The sequence below is a fragment of the Mesorhizobium sp. M1050 genome (genome assembly GCF_040318715.1).
Classification (GTDB): Bacteria; Pseudomonadota; Alphaproteobacteria; order Rhizobiales; family Rhizobiaceae; genus Mesorhizobium.
The window spans coordinates 107,012-132,639 of the sequence record NZ_JAMYMV010000008.1; the positions used below are offsets into that span (position 1 = coordinate 107,012).

Annotated in this window: 27 protein-coding genes; 11 read left to right on the forward strand and 16 right to left on the reverse strand. The window is 61.7% G+C overall.

The window, feature by feature from the left end:
• Positions 1-14 precede the first annotated feature (14 nt).
• Entirely contained in the window at positions 15-1,274 is a 1,260-nt protein-coding gene (locus NKH57_RS07380; protein ID WP_352602843.1) for a sarcosine oxidase subunit beta, read from the reverse strand.
• Between the two features lie 209 nt (positions 1,275-1,483).
• On the opposite strand from NKH57_RS07380, the gene NKH57_RS07385 reads away from it, so the two are divergent.
• From NKH57_RS07385 to NKH57_RS07420, 8 genes are all read left to right on the forward strand, one after another.
• The gene (locus NKH57_RS07385; RefSeq protein ID WP_352943039.1) at positions 1,484-3,973 is read left to right on the forward strand and encodes a mechanosensitive ion channel family protein; all 2,490 of its coding nucleotides are present in this window, start codon (positions 1,484-1,486) and stop codon (positions 3,971-3,973) included.
• A gap of 174 nt (positions 3,974-4,147) precedes the next feature.
• A complete protein-coding gene (locus tag NKH57_RS07390; protein ID WP_023757768.1) occupies positions 4,148-4,411 on the forward strand; it encodes a hypothetical protein in 264 nt (87 codons plus the stop codon).
• A 295-nt stretch (positions 4,412-4,706) separates the two neighbouring features.
• Positions 4,707-7,268: a GcvT family protein gene (locus NKH57_RS07395; RefSeq protein ID WP_352943042.1), complete on the forward strand. Its 2,562-nt coding sequence runs from the start codon at positions 4,707-4,709 to the stop codon at positions 7,266-7,268.
• An 82-nt stretch (positions 7,269-7,350) separates the two neighbouring features.
• Positions 7,351-8,199 carry a DUF1194 domain-containing protein gene (locus NKH57_RS07400; protein WP_352943045.1) on the forward strand — a complete coding sequence of 283 codons (849 nt, stop codon included), beginning with the start codon at positions 7,351-7,353 and terminating at the stop codon, positions 8,197-8,199.
• A gap of 88 nt (positions 8,200-8,287) precedes the next feature.
• Complete coding sequence (locus NKH57_RS07405; RefSeq protein ID WP_352943048.1) at positions 8,288-8,632, forward strand: peptidase inhibitor family I36 protein; 345 nt, start codon at positions 8,288-8,290, stop codon at positions 8,630-8,632.
• A 162-nt stretch (positions 8,633-8,794) separates the two neighbouring features.
• On the forward strand, positions 8,795-9,745 hold the full coding sequence (locus NKH57_RS07410) for an ABC transporter substrate-binding protein (protein WP_352943051.1): 951 nt from the start codon (positions 8,795-8,797) through the stop codon (positions 9,743-9,745).
• Between the two features lie 90 nt (positions 9,746-9,835).
• Positions 9,836-10,609, forward strand: a complete 774-nt coding sequence (locus NKH57_RS07415; RefSeq protein ID WP_352728480.1) for an ABC transporter permease — start codon at positions 9,836-9,838, stop codon at positions 10,607-10,609.
• A complete protein-coding gene (locus NKH57_RS07420; RefSeq protein ID WP_352943054.1) occupies positions 10,606-11,388 on the forward strand; it encodes an ABC transporter ATP-binding protein in 783 nt (260 codons plus the stop codon). Before NKH57_RS07415 ends, NKH57_RS07420 begins: the two co-directional genes overlap by 4 nt.
• A 10-nt stretch (positions 11,389-11,398) precedes the next feature.
• Here NKH57_RS07420 and NKH57_RS07425 read toward each other — a convergent pair whose 3' ends face one another.
• From NKH57_RS07425 to NKH57_RS07440, 4 genes are all read right to left on the reverse strand, one after another.
• Positions 11,399-11,572, reverse strand: coding sequence for a type II toxin -antitoxin system TacA 1-like antitoxin (locus tag NKH57_RS07425; protein WP_352943057.1), 174 nt, complete (start codon positions 11,570-11,572; stop codon positions 11,399-11,401).
• Positions 11,573-11,583: 11 nt separating this feature from the next.
• Positions 11,584-12,522, reverse strand: coding sequence for a GlxA family transcriptional regulator (locus tag NKH57_RS07430; RefSeq protein WP_502907268.1), 939 nt, complete (start codon positions 12,520-12,522; stop codon positions 11,584-11,586).
• 344 nt (positions 12,523-12,866) lie between these two features.
• Positions 12,867-13,001 (reverse strand): hypothetical protein, encoded by a 135-nt coding sequence (locus NKH57_RS07435; protein ID WP_013531161.1) that lies wholly within the window; start codon positions 12,999-13,001, stop codon positions 12,867-12,869.
• A gap of 331 nt (positions 13,002-13,332) precedes the next feature.
• The gene (locus NKH57_RS07440; RefSeq protein WP_352943063.1) at positions 13,333-13,518 is read right to left on the reverse strand and encodes a hypothetical protein; all 186 of its coding nucleotides are present in this window, start codon (positions 13,516-13,518) and stop codon (positions 13,333-13,335) included.
• A gap of 219 nt (positions 13,519-13,737) precedes the next feature.
• Here NKH57_RS07440 and NKH57_RS07445 point away from each other — a divergent pair, with 219 nt between their 5' ends.
• Positions 13,738-14,637 (forward strand): LysR substrate-binding domain-containing protein, encoded by a 900-nt coding sequence (locus NKH57_RS07445; protein ID WP_023757757.1) that lies wholly within the window; start codon positions 13,738-13,740, stop codon positions 14,635-14,637.
• A 34-nt stretch (positions 14,638-14,671) separates the two neighbouring features.
• On the opposite strand, the gene NKH57_RS07450 is transcribed toward NKH57_RS07445, so the two are convergent.
• The 9 genes from NKH57_RS07450 to NKH57_RS07490 form a co-directional block, all read right to left on the reverse strand.
• Positions 14,672-15,625, reverse strand: a complete 954-nt coding sequence (locus NKH57_RS07450; RefSeq protein ID WP_352943066.1) for an alpha/beta hydrolase — start codon at positions 15,623-15,625, stop codon at positions 14,672-14,674.
• 228 nt (positions 15,626-15,853) lie between these two features.
• Positions 15,854-16,039, reverse strand: coding sequence for a hypothetical protein (locus NKH57_RS07455; protein WP_352943069.1), 186 nt, complete (start codon positions 16,037-16,039; stop codon positions 15,854-15,856).
• A 236-nt stretch (positions 16,040-16,275) separates the two neighbouring features.
• A complete protein-coding gene (locus NKH57_RS07460; protein WP_352943072.1) occupies positions 16,276-18,429 on the reverse strand; it encodes an ASKHA domain-containing protein in 2,154 nt (717 codons plus the stop codon).
• A complete protein-coding gene (locus NKH57_RS07465; protein ID WP_023757752.1) occupies positions 18,380-19,354 on the reverse strand; it encodes a methyltetrahydrofolate cobalamin methyltransferase in 975 nt (324 codons plus the stop codon). Before NKH57_RS07465 ends, NKH57_RS07460 begins: the two co-directional genes overlap by 50 nt.
• Before the next feature lie 79 nt (positions 19,355-19,433).
• Positions 19,434-20,525, reverse strand: coding sequence for a methylenetetrahydrofolate reductase (locus NKH57_RS07470; RefSeq protein WP_352943075.1), 1,092 nt, complete (start codon positions 20,523-20,525; stop codon positions 19,434-19,436).
• The gene (locus tag NKH57_RS07475) at positions 20,522-21,133 is read right to left on the reverse strand and encodes a methylenetetrahydrofolate reductase C-terminal domain-containing protein (protein ID WP_352485596.1); all 612 of its coding nucleotides are present in this window, start codon (positions 21,131-21,133) and stop codon (positions 20,522-20,524) included. The genes NKH57_RS07470 and NKH57_RS07475 overlap by 4 nt, the downstream gene beginning before the upstream one ends.
• Positions 21,126-21,428 (reverse strand): virulence factor, encoded by a 303-nt coding sequence (locus NKH57_RS07480; protein ID WP_023757749.1) that lies wholly within the window; start codon positions 21,426-21,428, stop codon positions 21,126-21,128. The genes NKH57_RS07475 and NKH57_RS07480 overlap by 8 nt, the downstream gene beginning before the upstream one ends.
• A 304-nt stretch (positions 21,429-21,732) precedes the next feature.
• Positions 21,733-22,512 carry a formyl transferase gene (locus NKH57_RS07485; protein ID WP_023757748.1) on the reverse strand — a complete coding sequence of 260 codons (780 nt, stop codon included), beginning with the start codon at positions 22,510-22,512 and terminating at the stop codon, positions 21,733-21,735.
• A 93-nt stretch (positions 22,513-22,605) separates the two neighbouring features.
• Entirely contained in the window at positions 22,606-23,181 is a 576-nt protein-coding gene (locus tag NKH57_RS07490) for a DUF4893 domain-containing protein (RefSeq protein ID WP_352943080.1), read from the reverse strand.
• A gap of 115 nt (positions 23,182-23,296) precedes the next feature.
• On the opposite strand from NKH57_RS07490, the gene NKH57_RS07495 reads away from it, so the two are divergent.
• The gene (locus NKH57_RS07495; protein ID WP_352943083.1) at positions 23,297-23,845 is read left to right on the forward strand and encodes an NAD-dependent epimerase/dehydratase family protein; all 549 of its coding nucleotides are present in this window, start codon (positions 23,297-23,299) and stop codon (positions 23,843-23,845) included.
• Here NKH57_RS07495 and NKH57_RS07500 read toward each other — a convergent pair.
• Positions 23,730-24,362 (reverse strand): DUF1638 domain-containing protein, encoded by a 633-nt coding sequence (locus tag NKH57_RS07500; RefSeq protein WP_352943086.1) that lies wholly within the window; start codon positions 24,360-24,362, stop codon positions 23,730-23,732. The genes NKH57_RS07495 and NKH57_RS07500 overlap by 116 nt on opposite strands.
• Before the next feature lie 64 nt (positions 24,363-24,426).
• On the opposite strand from NKH57_RS07500, the gene NKH57_RS07505 reads away from it, so the two are divergent.
• Positions 24,427-24,567, forward strand: coding sequence for an EncA/B family entericidin (locus tag NKH57_RS07505; protein ID WP_352943089.1), 141 nt, complete (start codon positions 24,427-24,429; stop codon positions 24,565-24,567).
• A gap of 86 nt (positions 24,568-24,653) precedes the next feature.
• On the opposite strand, the gene NKH57_RS07510 is transcribed toward NKH57_RS07505, so the two are convergent.
• Positions 24,654-25,358: a cobalamin B12-binding domain-containing protein gene (locus NKH57_RS07510; protein ID WP_352943092.1), complete on the reverse strand. Its 705-nt coding sequence runs from the start codon at positions 25,356-25,358 to the stop codon at positions 24,654-24,656.
• Positions 25,359-25,628 lie beyond the last annotated feature (270 nt).

Consider the following 25,628-nt stretch of genomic DNA (forward strand, 5'->3'; position numbering starts at 1 on the left):
TTCCGCATCATGGTTTAATGCAGCCGCGGGTTTGCACCCTGGCCCTTGTCGTCGATCATCAGGCCGCGATGGAAGCGGTCAAGCGTGAAGGGGGCGTTGAGGTCGTGCGGCTGATCCTTGGCGATGGTCCAGGCGAAGCACCAGCCGGAAGCCGGCGTCGCCTTGAAGCCGCCATAGCACCAGCCGCAGTTGAGATACATGCCGGGCAGGGGGCCGGTGGTGATGATCGGCGAGCCATCCATCGACATGTCGCAGACGCCGCCCCAGGAGCGCAGCATGCGCACGCGGGCAAGGCCCGGAAACAGCGCCAGCATCTCGCTCATCACCTCGTCGACGATAGGCAAATTGCCGCGCTGGGCGTAACTGTTGTAGCCGTCGATGTCGCCGCCATAGATGAGGCCGCCCTTGTCCGACTGCGACATGTAGAAATGGCCCATGCCAAACGTGACGACGGTGTCGATGAAGGGCTTCAGCGATTCCGTCACGAAGGCCTGCAGCACATGGCTTTCGATCGGCATCGTCTCGATGCCGGCCAGCTGCATGACGCGTCCAGTGCTGCCGGCCACCGCGACAGCCACCTTCTTGGCGCGGATGTCGCCGCGCGACGTCGTGACGCCCGTGATGCTGTCGCCATCGCGAAGGAAGCCGGTGACCTCGCAATTCTCGATGATATCGACGCCACGGCGGTCGGCGCCACGCGCATAGCCCCAGGCCACCGCATCGTGGCGAGCAGTGCCGGCGCGCCGCTGCATCAAGCCGCCGACCACCGGAAAGCGTGCGTCGGCGGAAACGTCGAGCGCCGGGATCAGGCGCTTGATCTGCGCCGGTGTCATCAGCTCGGCGTCGACGCCGAGATGGCGCATGGCGTTGCCGCGCCTTGCATAGTCGTCGAACTGGGCCGGCGTGTGCGCCAGGTTCAGGCAGCCGCGCTGCGAAAACATGACGTTGTAGTTGAGCTCGTGCGAAAGGTTCTCCCACAACTTCATCGAGTGTTCGTAGAAGCGGGTGTTGGCCGGCAGCAGGTAGTTCGAGCGCACGGCTGTCGTGTTGCGGCCGACATTGCCGGAGCCGAGCCAGCCTTTCTCCAGCACGGCGACATTGGTGATGCCGTGCTCCTTGGCGAGATAATAAGCGGTCGCCAGCCCGTGGCCACCGCCGCCGATGATGACGACATCATAGGACGCTTTCGGGTCCGGCTTCCGCCAGGCCGGCTTCCAGTCCTTGTTTCCCTTGAGCGCGTTCGCGAGCAGCGAAAAGGCCGAGTACTCTGCCATCATGGTCATCCGGTTCGGGCGATGCGGCAGACTATAGAGCAGGCCGCATCGGCAAAGCCAATATTGCGCCATTGCCTTTCGACTGGCCGACGCACTGTGTGATCGGACGGGCCAGTGATGGTTGCGACGGCTTGCCCCATGATATGGCCGTCTCTATCAAGGACAGGCAATTTCAAATTGCCTTTGCCGCACGAGTCGCCATCAAAATCATGATTTTCCGATTGCATCGCCTCATTTTGATCCTCGCGCTCGTTTTCTCGGCGCTGCACCCGTTCGACGCTACTGCGCAGGCGCTCGGCCAGGGCGCCGCCGGACTGATCACCGATCAGCAGAAAGTCATTCAGGGCCTGACGGCCAAGACTGACGACCTCGAGAAGAAGATACAGCAGGACGGTGAGGACGATGCCTCGCTGGTGGATATACGTCTGCAACTGGAGGGTCTGTCGCGGGCGGCCCTCACCGGTGCGCTGGCGTTCCGTTCGCGCCTCAACGATATCAACAATCGGATCGAGACACTGGGTCCGCCGCCGGCGGCAGGCCAGCCGCAGGAGCCCGACATAGTGACCGGCGAACGCCAGGCGCTGGTGTCGGAGAAGGCCGAGATCAATGCGGTCGTCGCCAGCGCGCAGAACCTGTCGATCCGCATCAGCGGGCTGATCGACAGGATCGGCAGCATGCGCAGCGAGCTGTTCCGCAATCTTTTAACCAAGCGCTACGTGCTATCCGATGCACTGAGCCCGCAGGTCTTCTCCGACGCCAGGGACGAATTCGACAAATTCTACAAGGCGGTATCGTCCTGGCTGAGCTTCGCCTTCAAGTTCAAGTTCCAGGCCGTCCTTGCCGCGACCTTCGTGGCGCTCGGGCTGGCCCTGGTGCTGCTGGTCGGCGGCAGGCGCCTGTTCGGGCGGGTGTTCGAGGCTGATCCCACCAACGAAGATCCATCCTATCTCAGCCGTCTTTCGGTGGCCTTCTGGTCGACCTTGCTGCCGACGCTGGCGGTCGGTGTATTCCTGGCCTCCACGGTATTCTTTTTCAACTATTACAATGTGCTGCGCGGCGATATCGGCCTCTTCCTGAATGCGCTCGCGGCGGTTATCGGAGTGGTGTTCTGCGTCAACAGGCTGACCAACGCGGCGCTTGAGCCGCGGCTGCCGAACTGGCGGCTTATCCCCGTCGAAACCGGCCCGGCGCGCTGGCTGGCGCGGCTGACGACCGCCATGGCCGTGGTCATCGGCGTCAACTATTTCCTGTCAGTGGTCAACGACAAGATGGGCTCGCCGCTGTCGCTGATCATCGCCCGCAGTTTCGGTGCCACCATCATCGTCGGCGTTATCCTGATCCTGATGGCGATGCTGAGGCCGTTCAAGGCGCATGATGGAAGCTGGCGGCCGTGGCCGGCATGGCTGCGCTATACATCGCTTGCGCTTGGTCTTTTCACCATCATTGCCGCGCTGCTCGGCTATATCGGACTTGCCTTGTTCGTCTCTCAACAGGTGGTCGTTACCGGCACTGCGCTGGTCACAGCCTATATCGGCTTCCTGTCGGCGCGCGCGATCGGCGAGGAGGGCGCTTTCACCAACACGTCCGTCGGGCGCTGGCTGTCAGCCAATTCGAGTTACGAGGATACCGCGCTCGACCAGCTCGGCCTCGTCGTCAGCGTCGCCATCAATGTGATGATCGTGCTGGTATTCCTGCCGCTGATCCTGCTGATGTGGGGCTTCCAGCCCGGCGATATCGAGGCCTGGGCCTACAAACTGGCAACCGGGATCAATATCGGCTCGGTGACGATTTCGGTCACCGGCATTCTTTCGGGCATCGTCGTCTTCATCATCGGCTATTTCCTGACGCGCTGGTTCCAGGGCTGGCTAGACGGTTCGGTGATGGCGCGCGGCAAGGTCGATACCGGGGTGCGCAATTCGATCCGGCTGGCGGTCGGCTACGCCGGTGTTGCGCTGGCGGCGCTCGTCGGCATATCGGCGGCGGGCATCGACCTCTCCAGTCTGGCGCTGGTCGCCGGCGCTCTTTCCCTCGGTATCGGTTTTGGCCTGCAGAACGTTGTGTCCAATTTCGTTTCCGGCCTGATCCTTCTGGCGGAACGGCCGTTCAAGGTCGGCGACTGGATCGTCGCCGGCGATGTCAGCGGCACCGTCAAGAAGATCAGCGTGCGCGCCACCGAGATCGAAACTTTCCAGCGGCAATCGGTCATCCTGCCCAATTCGAACCTGATCAACAACGCCGTCGGCAATTGGACGCATCGCAACAAGCTCGGCCGTATCGATATCAAGGTCGGCGTTGCCTATGGCAGCGACGTCAAGCAGGTACATGCCGTCCTGCTGGACATCGCCCGCAGCCATCCCTTGGTGCTGAAAAACCCCGAACCCTTCGTGCTGTTTTCCAACTTCGGGCCTGCCGCACTCGAATTCGAGATCCGCGTGTTCCTGGCCGATGTGATGAACGGCAACATCGCGCAGAACGACATCCGATTTGCCGTGCTTGAGAAATTCAGCGGCGAGCACATCGAAATTCCATCGACGCCGCGCGCCGTTGTCGATGTCAGCAAACCCAAGGCCTGGCCGACCGATGATGACAAGATCGAGGCCGACTTCGCCGAGCAGGAGCAGGCCAAGATGGCGGCTGCCGCCGAAGCAAGACGGGCGGCCAAGACGGGACGCAAGGCGCGCAAGCCAGATCCCGACTAAGTTGTGCCGATTTCAGCCAGCCCGCCAATTGACGCGCTCGACCGGCCAAAGCCAATTGCGGCATGAATGCGGCATTCAGTTGCGGTTCAGCTTCCATCTCATATAAGCTCCCATGCAAAGGCGAAAGTGCCTTGCGAAATGCAACAGAGGCGGTGGGAACACCGATATTGCACCATGTGGAAGTCTCTCGTCGCTGCCGTCGCTTTGCTCGCCGTGAGCGGCTCGACCCATGCCGCAAGCGCGGTCAACAAGGACGCCGAGACCCGCACGCTGATCGTGACCGAGGGTGGCAGCAAAAGCGACCTGGCGCTCGCCGCTGGCGAAACCGTCGAGTTCTGCCCGAATGGCTGCTTCGTCACCTTGCCCAACGGCGACCTCGAAGCCCTGACCGGCTCGGAAACGGTCGAAATCTCGGGGGGCGTCGCCCGCATCAAGTAATCTTGGCGGCATGATTGGAAAGGCCGGGCATTTGCTCGGCCTTTTGCCGTTCCCGGTATCGATTGTTTAGCAATGACGCCGGAAATAGCGCCACGGCAGCCACAACCAAACCCAACCGGCCCTGCCCGCGGTGCCTGAGTTAACCCCGCTTCGGAAGGCGACCCGCTCAAGTCCCGGATGTGAAGCATTTCACCCTGTGGTCGCTCGGCTTTTTGCCAATGTCGCAAACAGGCTTCATCAGCGTCACCGCTCCGCCCTATAGTCCGCCCGCTTTATCACTTTGGAGTCGCGGGCAATGGCAGAGTTTCCGAAAAAGGCAAAGGTCGTCATCGTCGGCCTCGGCGGTATTGTCGGCGCATCGATCGCCCATCATCTGATCGAGCGGGGCTGGGATGATATTGTCGGCATCGACAAGTCAGGCATCCCGACCGATATCGGCTCGACGGCGCACGCCTCCGACTTCTGCTACACGACCAGCCACGATTTCCTGTCGTGCTGGACGACGCTCTACTCCATCGATTTCTATGAGAAGATGGGCCACTACGCGCGCATTGGCGGGCTCGAAGTCGCGCGCGTCGGCGACGATAGCCGCATGGAAGAAATCAAGCGCAAGATCGCCTCGGCCAAGGCGTTTGGCACGCGCGCTCGCCTGATCGAACCGGCCGAGATCAAGGAAAAATTCCCGCTCATCGAAGAAGCAAGGGTGCAGGGCGGCCTGTGGGATCCGGACGCCGGTCTCGTCATCCCGCGCTCGCAGACCGTCGCCGGCAAGCTGGTCGACCAGGCGGAAGCCTCCGGCAAGCTCAAATCCTTCGCCAATACGCCGGCCCGGTCTCTTGTCGTCAAGGACGGCCGCATATCAGGCGTGGTGACCGACCGCGGCACGATCGAGGCAGACTATGTCGTCGTCTGTGCCGGCATCTGGGGCCGGCTAATTGCCGAAATGGTCGGCGAGGACCTGCCGGTCATGCCGATCGATCATCCGCTCACGTTCTTCGGTCCCTACAATGAGTTTGCCGGCACCGGCAAGGAGATCGGCTGGCCGCTGCTGCGCGACCAGGGCAATTCGGCCTATATGCGCGACACCGGCGATCCCAAGACCGCCGAGGGCGGCCAGATCGAATGGGGCTACTACGAGGAGACCAATCCGCGCCTTTGCCATCCGCGCGATCTGCTTGAGAAGGACCAGGCGCGGCTTTCGCCCTCGCAGCGCGACCTCGACATGGAACAGATCCTGGCACCGCTCGAGCGCGCCATGGAACTGACGCCGATCCTCGGCGAACTCGGCTACAATGAAAGCCATTCCTTCAACGGCCTGCTACAGGTGACAGCGGATGGTGGCCCGTCCATGGGCGAAAGCCAGAAGGTGCGGGGCCTTTGGTATGCCGTCGCCATCTGGGTCAAGGACGGCCCCGGCATGGGCAAGCTCATCGCCGATTGGATGACCGACGGCCGCACCGCGATCGACCATCACGCCATCGACTATGCGCGCTTCTATCCGCACCAGACGAAGGAGCAGTTCATCTGGGACCGCTGCACCGAGACGGCGATGAAGGTCTACAATCCGGCTGTGCATCCGCGCGAGCCTTTCTCCAAGGCCCGCAACATCAGGCGCTCGCCGTTTTGGGAGCGCGAGAAGGAACTCGGCGGCTATTTCATGGAACTGGGCGGCTGGGAGCGCGCGCATGGTTATGCCGCCAACGAGCATCTGCTGGAGAAATACGGCAACCGGGTGCCGGTGCGCGAGAACGAGTGGGACAATCGCCATTTCTGGCGCGTCTCCAATGCCGAACATCTCGCCATGAGCGAGGATTGCGGCATCGTCAACCTGTCGCACTTCGCCATGTATGATATCGAAGGTCCCGACCATGTCGCGTTGCTGGAATGGCTGTGCGCGGCCAAGATCGGTGGCGACAACAACATCGGCAAGGGCATCTACACCCACTTCCTCGACGAGGAAGGCATGGTGCGCGCCGACTTCACCGTCATCCGCATGGCCGACCGCTGCCGTTTGATCGATGGCGCCGACGCCGGCCCGCGCGACTTCCAGTACATGCGCCGCACGGCGCAGGACAAAGGCTTTGATGTCACGATCACCGATGTGACCGAGAAGTATGTCACCGTCGGCATCTGGGGGCCGAATGCCCGGGCGACCTTGCAGAAAGTTGTCGAGAATCCGGATGGGCTGTCGCCCGAGAACTTCCCCTTCGCGGCGATCAAGCCGGTCAGCATCGGTGGCAAGGATGTCACCGCTTTCCGCATCTCCTATGTCGGCGAGCAAGGCTGGGAACTGCACATGCGCTACGAGGACGGCCTGGCTGTCTGGGATGCCCTGCGCTCGACCGGCGTGATGCCGTTCGGCGTCGAAACCTATGCCAACACGCGCCGCATGGAAAAAAGCCTGCGCCTGCAGAACGCCGACCTTTTGACCGAATACAATCTGCTCGAAGCCGATCTGGCTCGGCCGAAGGTCAAGGAGAACGACTTTTGCGGCAAGGCCAGGCATGTCGAATACCGCGCCCGCGAGCACCAGCCGGCCATGCTGTGCACGCTGGTGATGACCAGCAATGTCGATTCGAAAGGAGTCGCCCGATATCCCGTCGGCACCATGCCGGTGATGGACCCGAAGACCGGCGAAACGCTGGTCGACGAACTCGGCCGGCGGTCCTTCACCACCTCGATGGCCTATGGCCCGACCATCGGCAAGAACATCGGTCTTGCCTATCTGCCGTGGGCGTACGCCCAGGAAGGCCGCAAGCTCACCATCGAGTATTTCGGCGAAACCTATCCGGTTGAAGTGGCGGCTGTCGGCTACAAGCCGCTCTATGACCCGGAGAATTTGAAGCCGCGCAGCTAATGTCGCAGGACTGTGAATGCAAAGCCCGGCTCGGCCGGGTTTTGCTCTTTTTAAACGGACGATTCTCGCTTACCCTCACGGAATGTCTGCTTCTGCCTGCGCCAGACATTTCCTTTCAGGCTGCGCCGCGTTCGCGCTGACGCTCTGGCTGATGCCAGTATCCGCTGCGGATGAGCCGGTCGATGTCGAACTGGTGCTGGCCGTCGATGTTTCGCTGTCGATGTCGCCGGACGAACTCGAGATCCAGCGTCACGGCTATGCCGCAGCGCTGACGCACGACAATGTGCTGCAGGCCATTGCCGACGGCGCCCATGGCAAGATCGCGGTCACCTATGTCGAGTGGGCCGGCACCAACTGGCAGCGCGTCATCGTGCCGTGGACAGTGATCGCCAGCCGCGCTGACGCGGAGCAGGTGGTTGCGCAACTATCCGCGCAGCCGCCCAACAGTGCACGGCGCACCTCGATCTCCGGCGCACTGGAATTCGGCAATGATCTGTTCGCCGAGAGTGGCTACCAGGGAACGAAGCGGGTGATCGACATTTCAGGCGACGGTCCCAACAATCAGGGCGCGCCGGTCAACCTCACCCGCGACGGGCTGGTCAGGCAAGGCATCGTCATCAATGGCCTGCCGCTGATGACCCGAGGCGGCTTCACCGGCGCCTACGATGTAAACAATCTCGATCGCTATTACAGCGACTGCGTCATTGGCGGCCCCGGAGCCTTCATGATCCCGGTCAACGACTGGACGCAGTTTCCCGAAGCCATCCGCCGCAAGCTGGTGCTGGAACTTGCCGGTCCGGCCCCGCCGCAATGGGCGGCGGAAGAAGCCGCGCATCCGCCTGTGGTATCGGCGCAGGCTGAACCCGCCACCGACTGCCTAGTCGGCGAGAAAATGTGGCGCAACCGCAGCTGGATGTTCGACAGCCGCTAGCTTGCCACTCCGGCAGACGCATTGGCAAAATACCCGGGCCGCGCTATCAGCCGGAGGGGACCCGCGGTCGAAACGGAGGAAACATCAGATGAAACGTCTAGCCATCCTGACTGCTGTCGCGTCCCTGCTTTTTGCCGACGGCGCCAGCGCCCAATACAACGACGAGCCCGCCTGCATAATGTTCGAGCACGCGAATTTTCGCGGGCGGTCCATCGGTATAGAGCCTGACGATTCCGTAAACTTTCGCGGCGGCCAGTTCTGGAACGACCGTGTTTCGTCGGTGATCGTTCGCCGCGGCTGCACGCTCGTTGCCTATGAGGATTCCCGGATGGAGGGCCGTTCGATCGAAATCAGACGCAGGATCCGCGATTTCGGCGGTAGCGAGTGGAACGACCGCATCTCGTCGGCGGAGTGCTATTGCGACGGCTACTGAAGGCTGTTTGGATTTAGGGCAGCCCGCTCCGTTTCGGGATGGGCCGCCCGATAGAGTTGACTACAGCCGCCGGCCCGCCGGTTGCCTCACCAAGCTGTTCATTGACAAGCCGATTGGCGTCTGTGAGACAATTTCCTCAGCGAAAACAAAAGGGGAACTGACATGACCAGGATCGCCGTTATTGCCGCAACATTGACGCTTGCCACCGGTCTGTCCGCACCGGCGATGGCAGCTACCTCGGTTACCATCGGCATCAGCGGCTGGACCGGCTTCGCGCCGCTGACGCTTGCCAAGCAGGCAGGCATTTTTGAGAAGCACGGTCTGGATGTGACCTTGAAGAAAGTGCCGCAGGCGAGCAGGCCGCTTGCCATCGCCAGCGGCGACCTGCAATGCGCCGCTACCACGGTCGAGACCTGGCTGGTGTGGAACGCCAGCGGGGTTACTACCAAGCAGATATTCCAGCTCGACAAATCCTATGGCGCCGATGGCATCGTTGCCCGCAACGACATCAAGACCGTCGCCGACCTCAAGGGCAAGACTGTCGCGTCCTCGGCGCCGGGCACCTCCCCTTATTTCATGCTTGCCTGGGTTTTGAACAAGAACGGCATGTCGACCAAGGATGTGACCGTCGTCAATCTGGAGCCGGACGCGGCGGCACAAGCCTTCCTCGCCGGGCAGAACGATGCGGCGGTGACTTATGAGCCGTTCATTTCGGCGGTGCGCGACAAGTCAGACCAGGGCCACATCCTGGCAACCACGCTCGACTACCCGATGGTGCTCGACACGGTCGGCTGCACGCCCGAATTCCTCAAGGCCAATCCGGATGCTGCCAAGGCGCTGGCCGATAGCTATTTCGACGCGCTCGACCTGATCAAGAAAGATCCGCAGAAATCCTACGAGACCATGGGCGCCGATGTGAAGCAGTCGGCCAAGGAGTTCGAGGATTCGGCGAAATACCTGAAATGGGCCGACAGGACGGAGAACAAGCAGTTCTTCACCAAGGAATTCCAGGACTTTTCCAAGACCGCCGGCGAACTGCTGCTGCAGATGGGGTTGATCAAGGAAGCGCCCGACGTTACCACGCTCGCCGACACCAGCGCGTTGTCGAAGTGACAGAGCTGCCTTTGAGCGCAATGCGGCGGTGCTTGGCGCTGCCGCCTTCTCCTGGACAAGTGACGATTTGAAGATGGGGACGATTTGACGATGCGCCCCTTGCATCCAGTCTCGCCGGGCATCCGAACCGTGCTCGGCATTTCGTTCTTCGTGCTGTTCGTGGTCTTCTGGGCGTGGATCACGCTTGGCGGCCACGTCAACCGCATCTTCCTTGCCGATCCGCTATCGATGCTGCGGGATGGCTGGCGGCTGCTGGTCGAGGATCGTTTCTGGCTCGACATACTGATCACGATCTGGCGGGTTTTCGGCGGCTTCCTGCTAGCGTCGGTCGTCGCGGTGCCGCTCGGCATCGCGATGGGCGCCTGGAAGCCGGTGGAAGCGTTTTTGGAGCCGTTCGTCTCCTTCGCACGCTACTTGCCGGCCTCGGCCTTCATTCCGCTGCTTATCCTGTGGGCTGGCATTGGCGAGCTGGAAAAACTGCTCGTCATCTTCGTCGGCTCGGTGTTCCAGATCGTCCTGATCATCGCGGTCAAGGTAGGCAGCACAAGACGCGATCTGGTCGAGGCGGCCTATACGCTTGGATCCACCAACGACGGCATCGTCAGACGGGTGATCATGCCGGCCAATGCGCCCGAGATCGCCGAGACCTTGCGCCTGGTGCTCGGTTGGGCCTGGACCTATGTCATCGTCGCCGAGCTCATCGGCTCGTCCTCCGGCATCGGCTACATGATCATCAACAGCCAGTCGCGGCTGGCAACGGGGCAGATCATCTTCGGCATCATCGTTATCGGGCTGATCGGGCTGTTGTCCGACTTCGCCTTCAAGGCATTCAACCGCTGGCTCTTTCCATGGAGCCTGGCGTGAGCAAGCTTCTCATCGAAGGCGTCTCGCGCACTTTTGCCGGCGTGAGCGGCGGAGAGCCGGTCAAGGCGTTGATGCCGATCGACGTGGCGGTCGCCGCCAACGACTTCATCACCATCCTCGGGCCATCCGGATGCGGGAAGTCGACATTGCTGCGGATCGTCGCCGGCCTCGAAGCACCGAGCGAGGGCCGCGTGCTGCTCGACGGCAAGGCGGTGACCCGGCCCGGGCCGGATCGCGGCATGGTCTTCCAATCCTACACGCTGTTTCCCTGGCTGACGGTTGCCGAAAACATCGCCTTCGGCCTGCGCGAACGCGGCATGCCTGAAAAGGAGCGGGACGGGATCGTCGCCTCCTATGTCGATCTTGTCGGCCTGAAGGGGTTCGAGAACCATTGGCCGAAGCAGCTCTCCGGCGGCATGCAGCAGCGCACGGCGATCGCACGGGCGCTGGCCAACGATCCCGAGATACTCTTGCTGGATGAGCCGTTCGGCGCGCTCGACAACCAGACCCGCGGGCTGATGCAGGAACTGCTGCTCGGCATCTGGGAACGGCGCAAGAAGACGGTGCTGTTCGTCACCCACGACATCGAGGAGGCGATCTTCATGGCCTCGCGCGTGATCGTGATGACGGCGCGCCCCGGCCGCATCAAGTCGGATGTCGCCATCGACCTGCCGCATCCGCGCCATTACACGCTGAAGACCAGCCTGGAATTCTCGGCGCTGAAGGCACGGCTGACGGAGGATATTCGCGTCGAAGCGATGCGCACGGCGCAGGTGTAGACAGCTTGGCTCACACTGGATCGCGATCGGAAAAGATGCTCGGCTCGCTCAACAGGCGTTTCAGGCGTGAAAGGTCACGCGTCGAGGCATCCAGAGCCGCCATGAACGCAGCCCATTTCTTCGCGTCGAGGCGAAAGCTGCGCCGGTCGGCCAGTTTTTCGGATCGGGTCGTTCTCTTACTCACGTGACACCTGATCAGGCAGCCAGCAACTGCTTGCGGTCGACGCGCTCCTGCTGCGGCGAGCGGGCGTAGAGTTCGCGGTAGCATTTGGAGAAATGCGAGGCCGAGACGAAGCCGCAGGCGACCGCCACCTCGACCACCGGCATCGATGACTGGATCAGCAGGTGTCGGGCGCGATCGAGCCGGATTTCGAGATAATAGCGGGCAGGGGAGCGGCCCATCTCGGTGCGGAACAGCCGTTCGATCTGGCGGCGCGACAGGTCGACATGGTCGGCGATCTCTATCAGCGACAGCGGCTCGGAAAGATTAGCTTCCATCAGTTCGATGATGGTCAGAACTTTCGAGTTCTGGACGCCGAGGCGGGCGCGCAACGGCAGACGCTGGCGGTCGGTCGGACTGCGCACGCGGTCGGTCAGCACCTGCTCGCAGACGCGATTGACGAGGTTCTCGTCAAAGTCGTCGCCGATAAGTTTCAGCATCATGTCGAGTGCCGCGGTGCCGCCGGCGCAGGTGTAGACGTTCTGGTCGATTTCGAACAGGTCGGCAAAGACATTGGCCTTCGGGAACGCCTCGGAAAAGCCCGGCAGGTTCTCCCAATGGATGGCGCAGCGCTTGTTGGACAACAGGCCGGCTGCGGCGAGGATATGCGCGCCGGTGCACAGACCGCCGACGGCGACGCCGCGATTGTACTCTTCGCGTAGCCAGGCAAAGGCCGACTTATTCTGATAGCGCTCGACATCGATGCCGCTGCAGACGATGGCCATGTTCGGCCGGTCGGGGCCTGCCATCTTCTTGCGCTCTTCCTCCAGCGAGGTGTTGACAGCGCATTCGACCCCGTTCGAGGCACGCACCGGCTTGCCATCAATGCTGGCCAGGCGCCAGCGGTAGGCCTCGTAGCCGAGCATGCGATTGGCCGAGCGCAGGGGATCGAGCGCGGTCGCAAAAGCGATCATGGTGAAATCGGGAACAAGGAAGAATACAAACGATCGCTTGATCGGATGCTTTACGGCGTTCACGTGAACCTCACTCATCCATGGCGCGAACAGGATGTCGCGAATAGCATAGCGACATCAGGAAAAACCATGTCTGTCAATCGGCTACGCCGTCCGGACAAGATTAAATTTGCGACATGGGTCGCAAATGGGCAATCGGCGTGCAGCGAGCCCCGGAAGCGGCACCCGCTGTTCAAAGGACAGGCAACGTGCGGTCGGCGGCAGAACAAAAACGCCGCTCTGGCTGGAGCCAGGCGGCGTTGCAGTTCTAAGGCAGCGGCAGGGATGCGCTGCCTCTTACATCTTCAGGCGACGAAGCCCAGGCGCGCCGCATTCATGGCGCCGGTCTGGCCGGGCATGGTGTTGGCGAGGCGCTGGCGCTCGAGAGCAGTGGTCAGGTTCATTTCGCGGCGGGCGAAGAGGCGTGCAAAAAGCTTCATAATCATCTCCATTTGTTGCTCAGACGGGTCGCCTTCGCTTGATGGAGTGGGGCAGCTCGTTTGCTGGCGGTGATATAGGCTCGTGTAAGCAGAAACTAAATCGCAAAAGCGAAGCGCTTGATATGAAAAGCGACATCCAATGCGACAAATTTGGGCAAAGTGCCCGAAATTTATGAAACGAATTAATTGGAAACAGGAGCTGCTATGCGGCTTTCTCATATGCGTCATGCGCGAGCCACATGGCTCCGAAACTCATTTGAACACAAATAAAATAGGGAAGGCCTGCCGGGCTGGTTCGCGCGGCAGGCCTTCAGCAAATGCTACACACGATCTACTTTGCTCCAGCCCAGGATCCGGCGCCATGGCGTGCACTGGTCTTGGCGTCGGAGGCTTCAGGCCAGCCGATATCCTTCTGCAGTTCGATCGGCAGGGAGCGGATAGCGCGTTCGGTCTGGTAGCGGGCGCGGGCCGCGCTGAATTCGGCCGCGATACGACCGATGGACGACAGAATAGACATTATGTTCTCCTTTGGCATCTGGCGCAGCCAGACTGCGCGTTGGCAAATCGGGTTCGTTTCAACTTCATTCGCGTCGAAGGCAGGTCCTGGTTCGCAGGTCATTTCATGGTGCCGATGGCAGCGACCTGCTTCGATGGAGTTGACTATCCTCCCGTTCTGATGTTCAATCAAACGAAATGGAATGATGTTTTGTATCAGAAAAATTGAAGGTCGGTCCCCATGAACGCCCCGCTCAATCATCCACTGCCGTTGCTCGATCTTGACGTTTTGCGCACTTTCGTGGCGATTGCCGAGACCGGCAGTTTCACCACCGCCGCCAATGCCGTCTTCCGCACGCCGTCGGCCGTCTCCATGCAGATCAAGAAGCTGGAGGACATCCTTGGCCGCTCGATGTTCGCGCGCGACGCCCGCTCGGTGTCGTTGACCACGGATGGCGAAATGCTGCTCGGCTATGCCCGCCGGCTGCTGTCGATCAACCGCGAGGTGGTGTCGAAGTTCATCATTCCCGAGATTGTCGGCGTGGTGCGGCTTGGTTCGCCGGATGATTACGGCGAGCGCGTGCTGCCGCATGTGCTGAAGCGTTTTGCGCAGTCGCATCCGTCGATCGCCGTCGACGTCACCATCGACCAGAGCAGCAATCTGCGCCGGCGCATGGACGACCGGGCGCTCGACATCACACTGCTGACCAATTCCTACAAGACCAGCGCGCTCGGCGCCGAGGTGCTGCTGACCGAGCCTATCGTCTGGGCCGGCGCCAAGGGCGGCTGCGCGCATCTGCGCGAGCCGTTGCCGGTATCGCTGTGGGAAGAGGGATGCGCCTGGCGGGCGGGAGCGCTCGATGCGCTTGGCCGCGAGGGCCGCAATTACCGCATTGCCTATATGAGCGCGCACACGGCCGGCCAGCGTGCCGCCATCATGTCCGATCTCGCCGTGGCGCCGCTGCCAAAGTCGTTTCTCGGCAACGACATGGTCGAGCTTTGCCCGAAGGACGGCATGCCCGACATCGGCACCTACAATCTGGCGATGGTGGTGGCGCCGGACGCCAGCGCGCCGGTCAAGGCCGTCGCCGACCACATCCGCGCGACCTTCGAAGTGTTCCGGGAAACCGGCAAGTTCTGATCCGCCAACAGGGTTCGAACTGAAAGCAGAAGCGCTACTCCGCCGCCGCGGCGGAGGGCGCCTCGAGGCTGGTTCTCATGTCTTGCCTGATCGGCAAGCGGTCCTCACTGAGAAATGCGACGATGTGCTGGCGGGCGCGGCGTGATTCCGGCATATCGATCAACGGCCAGACGTGGAACATGCCTTTCTCGTAGACGACATCGACTTCGACGCCGGCGGCACGCGCCTTTTGCGCGAAGATCAGATTGTCGGGCGTCAACAAATCGCGTGAGCCGGTCAACAGCAGCGTTTTCGGCAGCACCGACAGATCGCCATAGAGCGGGCTGATGTGCCAGTCTGACGGATCTATTCCTGCACTATAAAGGCGGATTGCCTCCCGCCCGCCCGCAATGCCCAGCCATGGGTCGTCGCGTTCGGCCGCAAACACCTCGGGGTTAGCAAGCGACACGTCGAGGCCGGGTGAAATCAGCACATGGCGCGACGGCACCGGCAGGCGCTGTTCTGCGGCCATCATGGTCAGCACCACGGCCATGTTGCCGCCGGCGGAATCGCCCATGAAGACGATGTCTTCGGCCTCCGTCTCGTCGAGCACCTGGCGGTAGACGTCGCCGACCATGCCGAACATGGCGTGGAAATCGTGTTCGGGGGCGATGGGGTAGATCGGTACGGTGATGCCGTAGCCCAGCCGGTCGGCCATGTCGGCGATCAGGTGCCAATGATAGGGCGTGATTTCGAAGACATAGGCACCACCGTGCAGATACAGTATCCGCTTCCGCTCGCCGGCCCTGGGGGCGATTTCATAGACGGGGAAGCCATCGATCGTCTGCATCTCGACGTTAAGCCGCTGACGCAGCGAGACAGGAGGCTGGTGATCCTCGGTCTTGCGTGCGGCGGCGATCCAGCGCTGCAGGTTCTCCGGGCTGGAAAACGCCTTCTTGCGGCTGTGCCTGAGCACGAAAGACACGACGTGGCTTTTCAGACTTGGCATGCTGATACACGAACTTCGGCCAAAGCCGACTAAGAGAACCCCTCTATTTCTGAAGATTGTGCCGTCGCTGAAAATGTCAAGATTTGTGTATCTACACGGTGGTGTGATCCGCGCGCGGAGGTCGGCGATGCGGCAAAAGCGCGGCACGCAGCCGGTTGCTGGTGATTGTCGGGGCCATGCGAGGTCCGCGGCGCATGCCGAGCAATTTGCATTTGTCGGCGAAGGTCATCAGCGCGACGTACCCAGAAGCAGCGAGGCAAGCGCGGCTTGCGGATCGTTCGGCGGCGATGCCGGCCAACCAATGTCCTTCTGGACATGAGCCGGCAGGCTGTTCAGCGCGCGGATCGTCTTGTTTCTGGCGTGGGTCTGCCTGATGGTCACACCGAAGCGACCGAGATTTCCAAACATCGACATTTTCATCTCCCTTGACGAGCGGGGCCGAGGACTATCTTCGGCCGCCTTTCGATGTCCGGGTAAATGCACCTGCCATGTATCAGACGGATTTCGCTAAAACGGCGGTTTGGTTTCCAAGTCGTCGCGATTTGGAAACATTTGCATACAAATGAAATTATGCCGAAGTCAGTGCTGCGCCGCCAATGTTCATGAGAAAGTGAGGCGTCCGATGACTCGAATAATTTCCTCTTGCGCCCTTACTGCTCCCGACCACGCCGCCGCCCCTCGTGGCCTTCGCGCGAACGCCGGCGCGGGGCGGCATCGCCGGCAACGCCATCCTCGCTGACCGTCTTGCGCGGCGGCAGTTTCACCGCAGCCGATAGTTTCGGGAATGGATCGACCTTGTTGGGCAGCGCCATGGCGTAGACGAAATGCTCCTGGAATTTCGGTTCGAGCGCCGTCTCGATCTTCTCGATCTTGCTGACCGTGTCTTCGATCTCGCGGCGATAGCCGCGATTGAGCAGCGCCATGCGGGCGCCGGCACCGGCGGCGTTGCCGACCGCTGAAACCTTGTCGAGGTCGCAATCCGGGATCAGACCCAACACCATGGCGTATTTCGGATCGATGAAGGAACCGAAGGCACCGGCGAAGTGGATGCGGTCGACATGCTCGGTGTTCTGTTTTTCCATCAACAGCTTGGTGCCGGCATAAAGCGCTGCCTTGGCGAGCTGAATGGCGCGCACGTCGGTCTGGGTGATGGTGATCTTCGGCCCATCTTCCTTCGATGCGGAGCCTTCCTTCAGCACGTAGGAGAAGGTGCGGCCGTTGGCGACGACGCGCGGCGAGCGGGCCGCAAGCCCCCCATCGATGACGCCGTCTTCCGAGATGATGCCGGCGAGATACATCTCGGCTACCACCTCGATGATGCCGGAGCCGCAGATGCCGGTGACGCCGGTTGCCTGGACGCTGTCGACGAAGCCCGGCTCGTCGGACCACAGGTCCGAGCCGATGACGCGGTATTTTGGTTCCAGCGTGTCGGGATCGATGCGTACGCGCTCGATCGCGCCGGGCGCGGCTCGCTGGCCGCCGGAGATCTCAGCACCTTCGAAGGCTGGGCCCGTGGGTGAGGAGGCCGCGACGACGCGCGTGCGGTTGCCAAGCACGATCTCGGCATTGGTGCCGACGTCGACGATCAGCATCATCTCGTCCTGGCGATGCGGACCTTCCGACAGCGTCACCGCCGCCGCGTCGGCGCCGACATGGCCGGCGATGCAAGGCAGCATATAGAGCCGGGCGCTCGGATTGAGCTTCAGGCCGATGTCCGATGACTTGATGTGCACCGCGCCCGAAACGGCGAGCGCGAAGGGCGCGCCGCCAAGCTCGGTCGGATCAATGCCAAGGAACAGATGGTGCATGATCGGATTGCCGACGAAGACGGAATCCAGGATGTCGTTGCGCTGGACGTTGCCTTCGGCGCAGACCTTGTCGACAAGACTGGAGATCGCCTCGCGCACGGCGACCGTCATGCCTTCACGGCCGTCCGGGTTCATCATCACATAGGAGACGCGGCTCATCAGATCCTCGCCGAAGCGGATCTGCGGGTTTGAGGTGCCGGACGAAGCGGCGACGCGGCCCGACAGCAGCGACACCAGATGCATGGCGATGGTCGTCGAGCCGATGTCGCAGGCGAGCCCATAGGCCTCGTTCTTAAGACCGGGCCAAAGTGCCACGACACGCGCGGTCTCGCTGTCGGCATCCTTGTAGATCGCGGCGGTGGCGGTCCAATTGCCCTTGCGCAGGATGCCTTGCACCTGCGGTAGCAGATAAAAATCGAAATCGAGGCTTTTCAGGCCCCAGTCGTGCATCAGCGCGATCTTCAGGCGGTCGAGGTCGCCAAGCGGCTTATGCATGTCGGGTTCTTCGATCTCGACATAGCACATGCGGATCGCTGAATCGCGGGCGATCACCCTGGTGTCGGCATCCTTGCGGATCGTCTGCGCGTTGATGACTGTGTCCTGCGGCACGTCGATGACGAGGTCGCCCAGGATCTGCGCCGAGCAGGAGAGGCGGCGCCGTTCGGGCAGGCCACGGACGCGCTCATAGCGCTCTTCCTTGGCGCCCTTGGGCGTGATGTGATCGTTGGAGGAGGTGATCTTGTGCTTGGCGAAATTGCCTTCCTGCACCTCGATCTGGCAGCGCCCGCAGGTGGCACGTCCGCCGCACACACTTTCGACGTAGACGCCGAGCTGGCGCGCGGCATCAAGCACCGGCGTCCCGACAGGAAACCGCCCGCGCTTGCCCGACGGCATGAACAGCACGAGCGGATCGGTGATATTTGCAGGTGAGTTCACGATTGCGCGCTTATCCTCGACCCATCCGAGCTTCACGGCCGCCACGGCGGCGGCCGCCATTGTTGGCGCCTTCGCCCGGCGCGTTGACTTGCGTCGGCGCGGCGACCGCCTGGCCGCCCTCGGCCGGCTTGTAGTCCTTGTAGGTGCGGATCCAATTGGTGCAGTTCTCATCGGTGCCGTTGAGCACATTGGCGCCGCGCACGGCTTCCATCTCCTGCGGCCGCACCGGGTTCATGATCGCCGACGTCATGCCGGCGCCGATCACCATTGGGATGAAGGCGGCGTTGATGCCGTGGCGATGCGGCAGGCCGAACGAGATGTTGGACAGGCCGCACGTGGTGTTGACCTTGAGCTCCTCGCGAAGACGGCGCAGCAGCGCGAACACCTGACGGCCGGCATCGCCCAGCGCGCCGATCGGCATGACCAGAGGATCGACGACGACGTCATGGGCGGGAATGCCGAAATCGGCGCAGCGCTGCACGATCTTCTTGGCAACGGCGAACCGCACATCCGGATCCATCGAAATGCCGGTCTCGTCGTTGGAGATGGCGACGACGGGCACATTGTATTTCTTGACCAGCGGCAGGATGGCTTCGAGCTTTTCTTCCTCGCCGGTGACGGAGTTGACCAGCGGCCGGCCCTTGGCGACCTTGAGCGCAGCTTCGATCGCGGCGGACACCGAGCTGTCGATCGACAGCGGCAAGTCGACCAGTCCCTGGACGATTTCCAGCGTCTGCACCAAGAGGCCGGGTTCGGTCTCGTTCGGGTTGACCGAGGTTACGCCGGCATTGACGTCGAGCATGGTGGCGCCACAGGCTGCCTGCTCGAGCGCATCCCTGATGACGGTCTCGAAATTGCCCGCGATCATCTCGGCCGCCAGCTTTTTGCGGCCGGTCGGATTGATGCGTTCACCAATCACGCAAAACGGCTGGTCGAAGCCGATGATGATTTCTCGTGTCGCCGAGGCGACGATGGTACGGGTCATGAATTCTCTCCGCCATGATATAAAGATTTCTTTATATCGTTGTCTGTTTTCGTTCAAGCGAGCCGGTGGTCGTGCGCTATCAGTGCGCGGTCTTCACCATGTCCACCTGGGTTTCGGTAATGTCGTCGTGCAAGATGCTGTCGAGCCGGTCGGCGACAAGCTGGTCGTCGCGACGGATTTCGCGTTTCCACGGCTGGCGACCCTTCAGCACGCCCGATTCATCAACGATCTCGGCGACATATTCCTCCTGCCGGTAGGCCATCACATGGACGCCGGAGACGCCTGATATTTCCTTCACCTCGTTAATGATGTCGATGCAGAGCTGCTTGCCTTCCTTCTTCTGGTCCTGGGCGCCTTCCAGCCGTTTGATGATCGAATCGGGAATATGGATGCCTGGCACATTCGATCGGATCCACTTGGCAGTCTTGGCCGAGGCGAGCGGCCCGACACCAACCAGGATGAAACATTTTTCGGTGTAGCCGAGGTCGCGCACCTTCTGCATGTAGGCGCGGAACATCGGCACGTCGAAGCAGTATTGGCTCTGCACGAATTGCGCGCCGGCGGCGATTTTCTTGCCCAGCCGATGCGGACGGAAGTCGATCGGCGGCGCGAAAGGATTGATCGCAGCACCGAGGAAAAGCTGAGGCGGCGTCGTAAGCTTGCGGCCTGACAGGAACTTGCCGTTGTCGCGCATGATGCGGCAGGTTTCCAAGAGCGACATGCAGTCGAGGTCGAACACCGGTTTGGCGCCGGGCTGGTCGCCGGCCTGAACGCCGTCGCCGGTCAGGCACAGCATGTTGGCGACGCCCATCGCAGCCCCGCCCAGCACATCGCCTTGGATGGCGATGCGGTTCTTGTCGCGGCAGGCGATCTGCATGATCGGCGCATAGCCCATGCGGGTCAGCAACGCACAGATGCCGACCGACGACATGTGGCAGTTGGCGCCGGATGCATCGACCGCGTTGATGGCGTCGACCCAGCCATCGAAGATCTTGGCGCGGTTATAGACGTCTTGCGGATCGGCGCTGTCGGGCGGATTGAGCTCTGTCGTCACCGCGAACTCGCCGCGCCGAAGCACGCGCTCCAGCCGGCCGCGCGAGGTGTGGCCGGGCAGGGGGTCGAGCGGCAGGTGGATACCGGCCGGGTTCTCGTCGCGCTGGCGTCCGATCATGCCGATGCCCCGGTGTTTGCCGCCTCATTCTTGGCGGCAGCGGCGGCTTCGCGCGCGGCGGCGGCCTGCGCGGTCACCCGCAGCCACGCCGAGGTCTCACGCAGAGACTGGTCGACCGGCTTCTGCACCGTCAGAATCCTGTCTCCGTGAACCATGTTCTGCGAGCCTTCCCAGGCCTTGACCCAGACGCAGGGCATATCGGGTTCGACCTCGCAATTGCCGTTGGCGCGCACGCCGCCGCAAGGGCCGTTGCGCAGCTGCTTGGGGCAGTTCATTGGGCACGACATGCCGGTCGACGACAAGATGCACTGGCCACACATGCGGCAGTCGAACATGAAGCCCTTGACGCGCTTCTCGACGAATTTGATCGGTCCTTCGACGCGGCCGTAGCCGATGCCTTTCCACAGGGGATGGAGCGTCAGGAACATGTCGGCGAATCTGGCGTAGAACCATTCGAGCAATCGCGAGTGCCGCACAGACCATAATCTGACCGCGAAGGAACGCTGCACGCGCCGCTGCGGCGACACGTCAGCCGGCTTGTAGTCGGATTTTGGCGCTGCCTTCTTGACCAAAGTGGCCTGGGTAATCGCCGGGGTGGTTTCAGACATTTTCCTTGCCGCCCGCCTTGACCAGACCGACAAGCCGCTCGCGGTCATATTTCGTGTCGATATCGTTGAAGGCCTTCTCGACCTCGGCTTCAAGGTCATCGCTGACCGGAACGGGATCGGCCTTGCGCCATTCGGCCAGATAGTCGTCAGTGCCACCGGCGCCGGTGCGCATAGCGCACATGTCGATCGCCTCGGTGAAGCGCAGCGGCAGTTCGCGCTTGGCGTTCTGCCGACCCTTCTTGACGATCACCTGGGCAGGAATGTCGCGCCAGTAGACGACGATCAGATCGGCCATGAATTCTCGCTCCCGTAGAACGCCTCCCGTCCGCTTGGACGCACAAAGGACGCTCTACCACTTCAATCTGCTGCATCGGGCTTTCCGAAGATCGATTCCGATATTCGGGCCGATGCAATATCCGAGCATTGCCGCAACCGCAGTTGGGCCGCTTGTTATGGGACGACGCGCGCGCATTCAAAAGCGACGCATTTGGATGTCGTAAAATGAAAGGTGCGTTTATTCGTTTGCGGCGCGTGCCGGCGGCCGGTTCGACGCGTTGGAGAAGCCGGCGCGCGGCATGCGGATCCGGGAGAAGAACGCGCTACCAGATGCCCGTTCTCAGGCCGGTCCAGAGGTAGAACCAGATCGTCGGGTGATACCATTGTTGCGACGGCAGGCCCGGGTCGATGGTGGTGAGTTTTCCGGCCAGCGCGTCGCTGATCGCCTCGACGCAGATGTCGCGCGAGAACGCGGCCTGACGAAGCGCGTAACTGGAGATGGTGTCGCCGCGTTTCGGCTGACCGTGCACCTGTTTCAGCACGCCGCCAGTGTCGACGCCGGCATCGACCAGATGCACGGTAGTGCCGAAATTCTGCGGATCGCCTGAAGTCAGTGCCCAATAGCCGCCGTTCATGCCGCGGTATTTCGGCGTAATGCCGGCGTGATAGTTGAGCACCGGGCAAGGCATCCTGGCCAACATGCCCTTCGATAACAGCCTGCAGCCGTTAAGCAGGACAACGCCAGGCTGGAGCTTGTTGATCGCCTCGAGGCACTCCGGCCCGTTGGCCGAAGCAACATGGATGATTTCCTGGCCTCGCCGCGGCTCGACCTCCAGCTTTTCTTCGGCAATCAGCCGGGCGGCATGGCTGGCGAGAAGCCGTTTGCCGAGTCTGCTGAGCACCATCGTGCCAAGTTGGCCCACGGCGGAGATCCAACCCTGACGGCGAGCCCGACCACGAAGCAATTGCTTTTTGGATTCAGGCGTTTCGAGGACGACGCTGACAGGGCCGACGCGGTCGGTGATCGCGTTGACGATAGCCCAGACATGCTGGCCTCCTCCGGTGACGACCACGATCCGCGTACTGGATTCTGATGCTGCCATGGATCTTGCCCCCTCCAAGCAACCCGTTCTCGACAATGGGCGGATGCTAGGGCGTTCGGGTTAATCCTTGGTGATCAGCTCTTCGATACACGGTCAGCGCTTGAACTCGATGATGTCGAGCTTCGATTCATAGTACGGCGCCGGGAATTCGATGCGCCATTCCTTGGCGCCGTTGCGGAAGGCATAGCCGACCTGGTCGGTTTGCGGGCCGCTGCCATAGGGCTTTGCCGGATCGCTGTTGACATAGAAGGAGCCGAGATAGATCGCACGTTTCTCGCCATCGTCGAAGAAACGGCCCTTGGTGCGCTGTGAGCCGCTGATCTTTTCCAGCCGCCAGCCGGAACCGTCGTCGGTCACCTTACATTTGAACCAGCCATAGATGACGAGCGGCAAAGGGCCGCCGGCCTTGATCGTGCGGCACTGCCAGTTCCCGGTCAGGCCCTTGTCGGAGAAGGAAACCAGCGGCTTCGCCAGCAAGGTGTCGAGCTGCCTGACTTCGGCCGGATCACCCGCTTTCGCCTCGGCGAGCGCTGCCTTGCGCGTCTCGCCATATTTGTCGAGCCGCGCCTTGTCGGCGGCAGTGATGAGTTTCTGCACCTCGCCGTCGGCAAAGGCAGGAAGAGTGCAGCAGAGCAGGCCGACAAGGGCGAACAGCGGGCGAAGTGTCATAGGAAGCCTCCCGGTTGAAGTCTGGCGCAGTGCCGGCTGGTGCATAATCTATCGGGTCGCTGGCGCCTGTCATCCGTGCTTAACAGCGTCACGGTCAAAAATCATGGTGTGACGAATGCGAATCTTGCTCACGGGGTCGTCGGGGTTAGTTGGCAGCGCACTGGCACCGCGCCTGCGCGCGATTGGGCATGACGTCACCGGGCTCGATCCTGCGCCATCGGCGGAGACGCGCCTTGTCGGCTCGATCGCTGATCGCGACCTTGTCATGCGGACGGTCAGGGAAAACCAGATCGACGCGATCATTCACAGCGGCGCGCTGCACAAGCCCAACATAGAGAGCCGCGCAAACAGCGATTTCGTCGCCACGAATGTGCAAGGCACGCTCAACCTGCTCGATGCGGCGGTGGCGGCCGGCGAGCAGCGCTCTGATCGCCGATGCTCCGTCGGTCGTAGTGCGCAATTTCCCGGATTTTCCGGGCCCCTACGCGCGAAAGGGCTGGACGATATTTTCCTCGATCGACCGGGTCTACGGCGCCGCGCGGGGCGGCCTAGCCGGTGCCGGCAGCGGCCTGCGCCACTCCGGCCGTCAGATCGCCATAGCCGGTGGCGCGGCGCTCATAGACCAGACCGAGCATTTTCGCAGCCTTTTCGGCTACCTTGTTGAGCTCCGGATCATCGGTCTGGGCCAGATAGATCAGCTTCTCGTAATTGCCGAAATAATCCTTGATCAGCTCCGGGTGCTTGTCGAGGCCGAGCGGCTTCATGAAGAAGGCGTCGAACTGACGGCACAGGAAGTCAGTCATGTAGAACGACATCATGTCGTCGTCGGCGACCTTCGCATAGGCGTCCATGCCTTGGTAGAAGGCGAAGCAGTGCGGCCCTGCCATGCGTTCGACGCCATGCTTCTCGCAGACGCGGTCGAGCATGCCGCCGGTGCCGCAATCGGCATAGCCGACGAAGATGTGCTGATAGCCGTCCGCCCTGGCCTTTTCGATCGCGTTGTCCATGGCCGGCGCTATGCGGTCCGGATAGAAATGGAACTCCGCCGGCAGGCAAGTCAGGTCGAGATGATCGAGCTTGAGCTGCTCCTTGACGGCCAGAACCTCGCGCGCAATCATCCCACAGGCGATAACGAGCAGCCTGTCGTCTTGATTCGGTTTCGTTGTTTGCGTCTTGGCCATGGGACCAGTCGAGTCGGCTTTCGTTGCTGTGGTGCTGATTTATCTGTTGAGGGAGACACCGTTCATGAAACTGCCACGCATCGCGCCGATTGCCATCTTGGCCTGCGCGCTAGCCCTTACGGCTTGCGCGAACACTGTCCGCGGCGTCGGCAAGGACGTCAAGTCGACGGCCAAGGCAGTCGAGGACACCGTCACCAAGCCTTGATCCACGCGCAGCCTTCCTCATCATCTGGGGACAAAAAAGCCGCGCTGCAAGGCGCGGCTTCTTTCATGGAGCATTTCGGGGCCGGCTCAGGCCGAAGCGCGAACATTGTGCTTGCGCTTCATGTAATCCTTGGCGGTCTCGACCGCCACCGCCACCGCCGCGTCGCGGCAGTAGGCATCGGCGCCGACGGCCTTGCCGAATTCCTCGTTCAGCGGGGCGCCACCGACCAGCACGACATAGTCGTCGCGGATGCCCTTTTCCTTCATCGTGTCGATGACGACTTTCATGTAGGGCATGGTCGTGGTCAGCAGTGCCGACATGCCGATGATGTCTGGCTGATGCTTCTCGATCGCATCGAGATATTTCTCGACCGCATTGTTGATGCCGAGGTCGATGACGTCGAAGCCGGCGCCCTCCATCATCATGCCGACAAGGTTCTTGCCAATGTCATGGATGTCGCCCTTGACGGTCCCGATCACCATCTTGCCCTGCTTCGGCGCACCAGTGGCGGCGAGCAGCGGACGCAGGATGAACATACCGGCCTTCATCGCATTGGCCGACAGCAGCACTTCGGGAACGAACAGGATGCCGTCGCGAAAATCCTCGCCGACGATGCGCATGCCTTCGACCAGCGCTTCGGTGAGCACCTTGTAGGGCGCCCAGCCGCGCTCGAGCAGGATGTTGGTGCCTTCCTCAATCTCTTCCTTCAGCCCGTCATAGAGATCGTCGTGCATCTGCTGCACCAACTCGTCGTCGGAAAGTTCGGAAAGGATGATCTCGTCGTCGGACATTTGTATCGAACTCCTGCCGGCATCGCGACTGCGTCGCAAGGCACCAAATATTCACGGTCATTCCTAACCCGCTAGGGGCATGTATCCATAGCTGATTTGCGACTTCCCGCAAAAGGAAAGCGACCGCAAATCTCTTGCAATTCTTGTCGATTTTGCGACAGGCGTTGGCGCTGGCGGGCCGTTTCGAATAGGGTGCATAGCTACGATCTGGCAGGAAGCGGCGAGAGGCAGTCGCTACGGATTCCAGACAAGAACAAATTCAGGGAAGAA

Excerpts from the sequence above, each read along its gene's own strand:
- NKH57_RS07495 (WP_352943083.1), top strand. The coding sequence starts at position 23,297 with ATGCGAATCTTGCTCACGGGGTCGTCGGGGTTAGTTGGCAGCGCACTG.
- NKH57_RS07390 (WP_023757768.1), top strand. The coding sequence starts at position 4,148 with ATGTGGAAGTCTCTCGTCGCTGCCGTCGCTTTGCTCGCCGTGAGCGGC.
- NKH57_RS07460 (WP_352943072.1), bottom strand. The coding sequence starts at position 18,429 with ATGGCGGCCGCCGCCGTGGCGGCCGTGAAGCTCGGATGGGTCGAGGAT.
- NKH57_RS07400 (WP_352943045.1), top strand. The coding sequence starts at position 7,351 with ATGTCTGCTTCTGCCTGCGCCAGACATTTCCTTTCAGGCTGCGCCGCG.
- NKH57_RS07445 (WP_023757757.1), top strand. The coding sequence starts at position 13,738 with ATGAACGCCCCGCTCAATCATCCACTGCCGTTGCTCGATCTTGACGTT.
- NKH57_RS07440 (WP_352943063.1), bottom strand. The coding sequence starts at position 13,518 with ATGTCTATTCTGTCGTCCATCGGTCGTATCGCGGCCGAATTCAGCGCG.
- NKH57_RS07435 (WP_013531161.1), bottom strand. The coding sequence starts at position 13,001 with ATGAAGCTTTTTGCACGCCTCTTCGCCCGCCGCGAAATGAACCTGACC.
- NKH57_RS07415 (WP_352728480.1), top strand. The coding sequence starts at position 9,836 with ATGCGCCCCTTGCATCCAGTCTCGCCGGGCATCCGAACCGTGCTCGGC.
- NKH57_RS07450 (WP_352943066.1), bottom strand. The coding sequence starts at position 15,625 with ATGCCAAGTCTGAAAAGCCACGTCGTGTCTTTCGTGCTCAGGCACAGC.
- NKH57_RS07485 (WP_023757748.1), bottom strand. The coding sequence starts at position 22,512 with ATGGCAGCATCAGAATCCAGTACGCGGATCGTGGTCGTCACCGGAGGA.
- NKH57_RS07500 (WP_352943086.1), bottom strand. The coding sequence starts at position 24,362 with ATGGCCAAGACGCAAACAACGAAACCGAATCAAGACGACAGGCTGCTC.
- NKH57_RS07475 (WP_352485596.1), bottom strand. The coding sequence starts at position 21,133 with ATGTCTGAAACCACCCCGGCGATTACCCAGGCCACTTTGGTCAAGAAG.
- NKH57_RS07470 (WP_352943075.1), bottom strand. The coding sequence starts at position 20,525 with ATGATCGGACGCCAGCGCGACGAGAACCCGGCCGGTATCCACCTGCCG.
- NKH57_RS07455 (WP_352943069.1), bottom strand. The coding sequence starts at position 16,039 with ATGTCGATGTTTGGAAATCTCGGTCGCTTCGGTGTGACCATCAGGCAG.
- NKH57_RS07395 (WP_352943042.1), top strand. The coding sequence starts at position 4,707 with ATGGCAGAGTTTCCGAAAAAGGCAAAGGTCGTCATCGTCGGCCTCGGC.
- NKH57_RS07490 (WP_352943080.1), bottom strand. The coding sequence starts at position 23,181 with ATGACACTTCGCCCGCTGTTCGCCCTTGTCGGCCTGCTCTGCTGCACT.
- NKH57_RS07380 (WP_352602843.1), bottom strand. The coding sequence starts at position 1,274 with ATGGCAGAGTACTCGGCCTTTTCGCTGCTCGCGAACGCGCTCAAGGGA.
- NKH57_RS07510 (WP_352943092.1), bottom strand. The coding sequence starts at position 25,358 with ATGTCCGACGACGAGATCATCCTTTCCGAACTTTCCGACGACGAGTTG.
- NKH57_RS07405 (WP_352943048.1), top strand. The coding sequence starts at position 8,288 with ATGAAACGTCTAGCCATCCTGACTGCTGTCGCGTCCCTGCTTTTTGCC.
- NKH57_RS07430 (WP_502907268.1), bottom strand. The coding sequence starts at position 12,522 with ATGATCGCTTTTGCGACCGCGCTCGATCCCCTGCGCTCGGCCAATCGC.
- NKH57_RS07465 (WP_023757752.1), bottom strand. The coding sequence starts at position 19,354 with ATGACCCGTACCATCGTCGCCTCGGCGACACGAGAAATCATCATCGGC.
- NKH57_RS07505 (WP_352943089.1), top strand. The coding sequence starts at position 24,427 with ATGAAACTGCCACGCATCGCGCCGATTGCCATCTTGGCCTGCGCGCTA.
- NKH57_RS07480 (WP_023757749.1), bottom strand. The coding sequence starts at position 21,428 with ATGGCCGATCTGATCGTCGTCTACTGGCGCGACATTCCTGCCCAGGTG.
- NKH57_RS07385 (WP_352943039.1), top strand. The coding sequence starts at position 1,484 with ATGATTTTCCGATTGCATCGCCTCATTTTGATCCTCGCGCTCGTTTTC.
- NKH57_RS07410 (WP_352943051.1), top strand. The coding sequence starts at position 8,795 with ATGACCAGGATCGCCGTTATTGCCGCAACATTGACGCTTGCCACCGGT.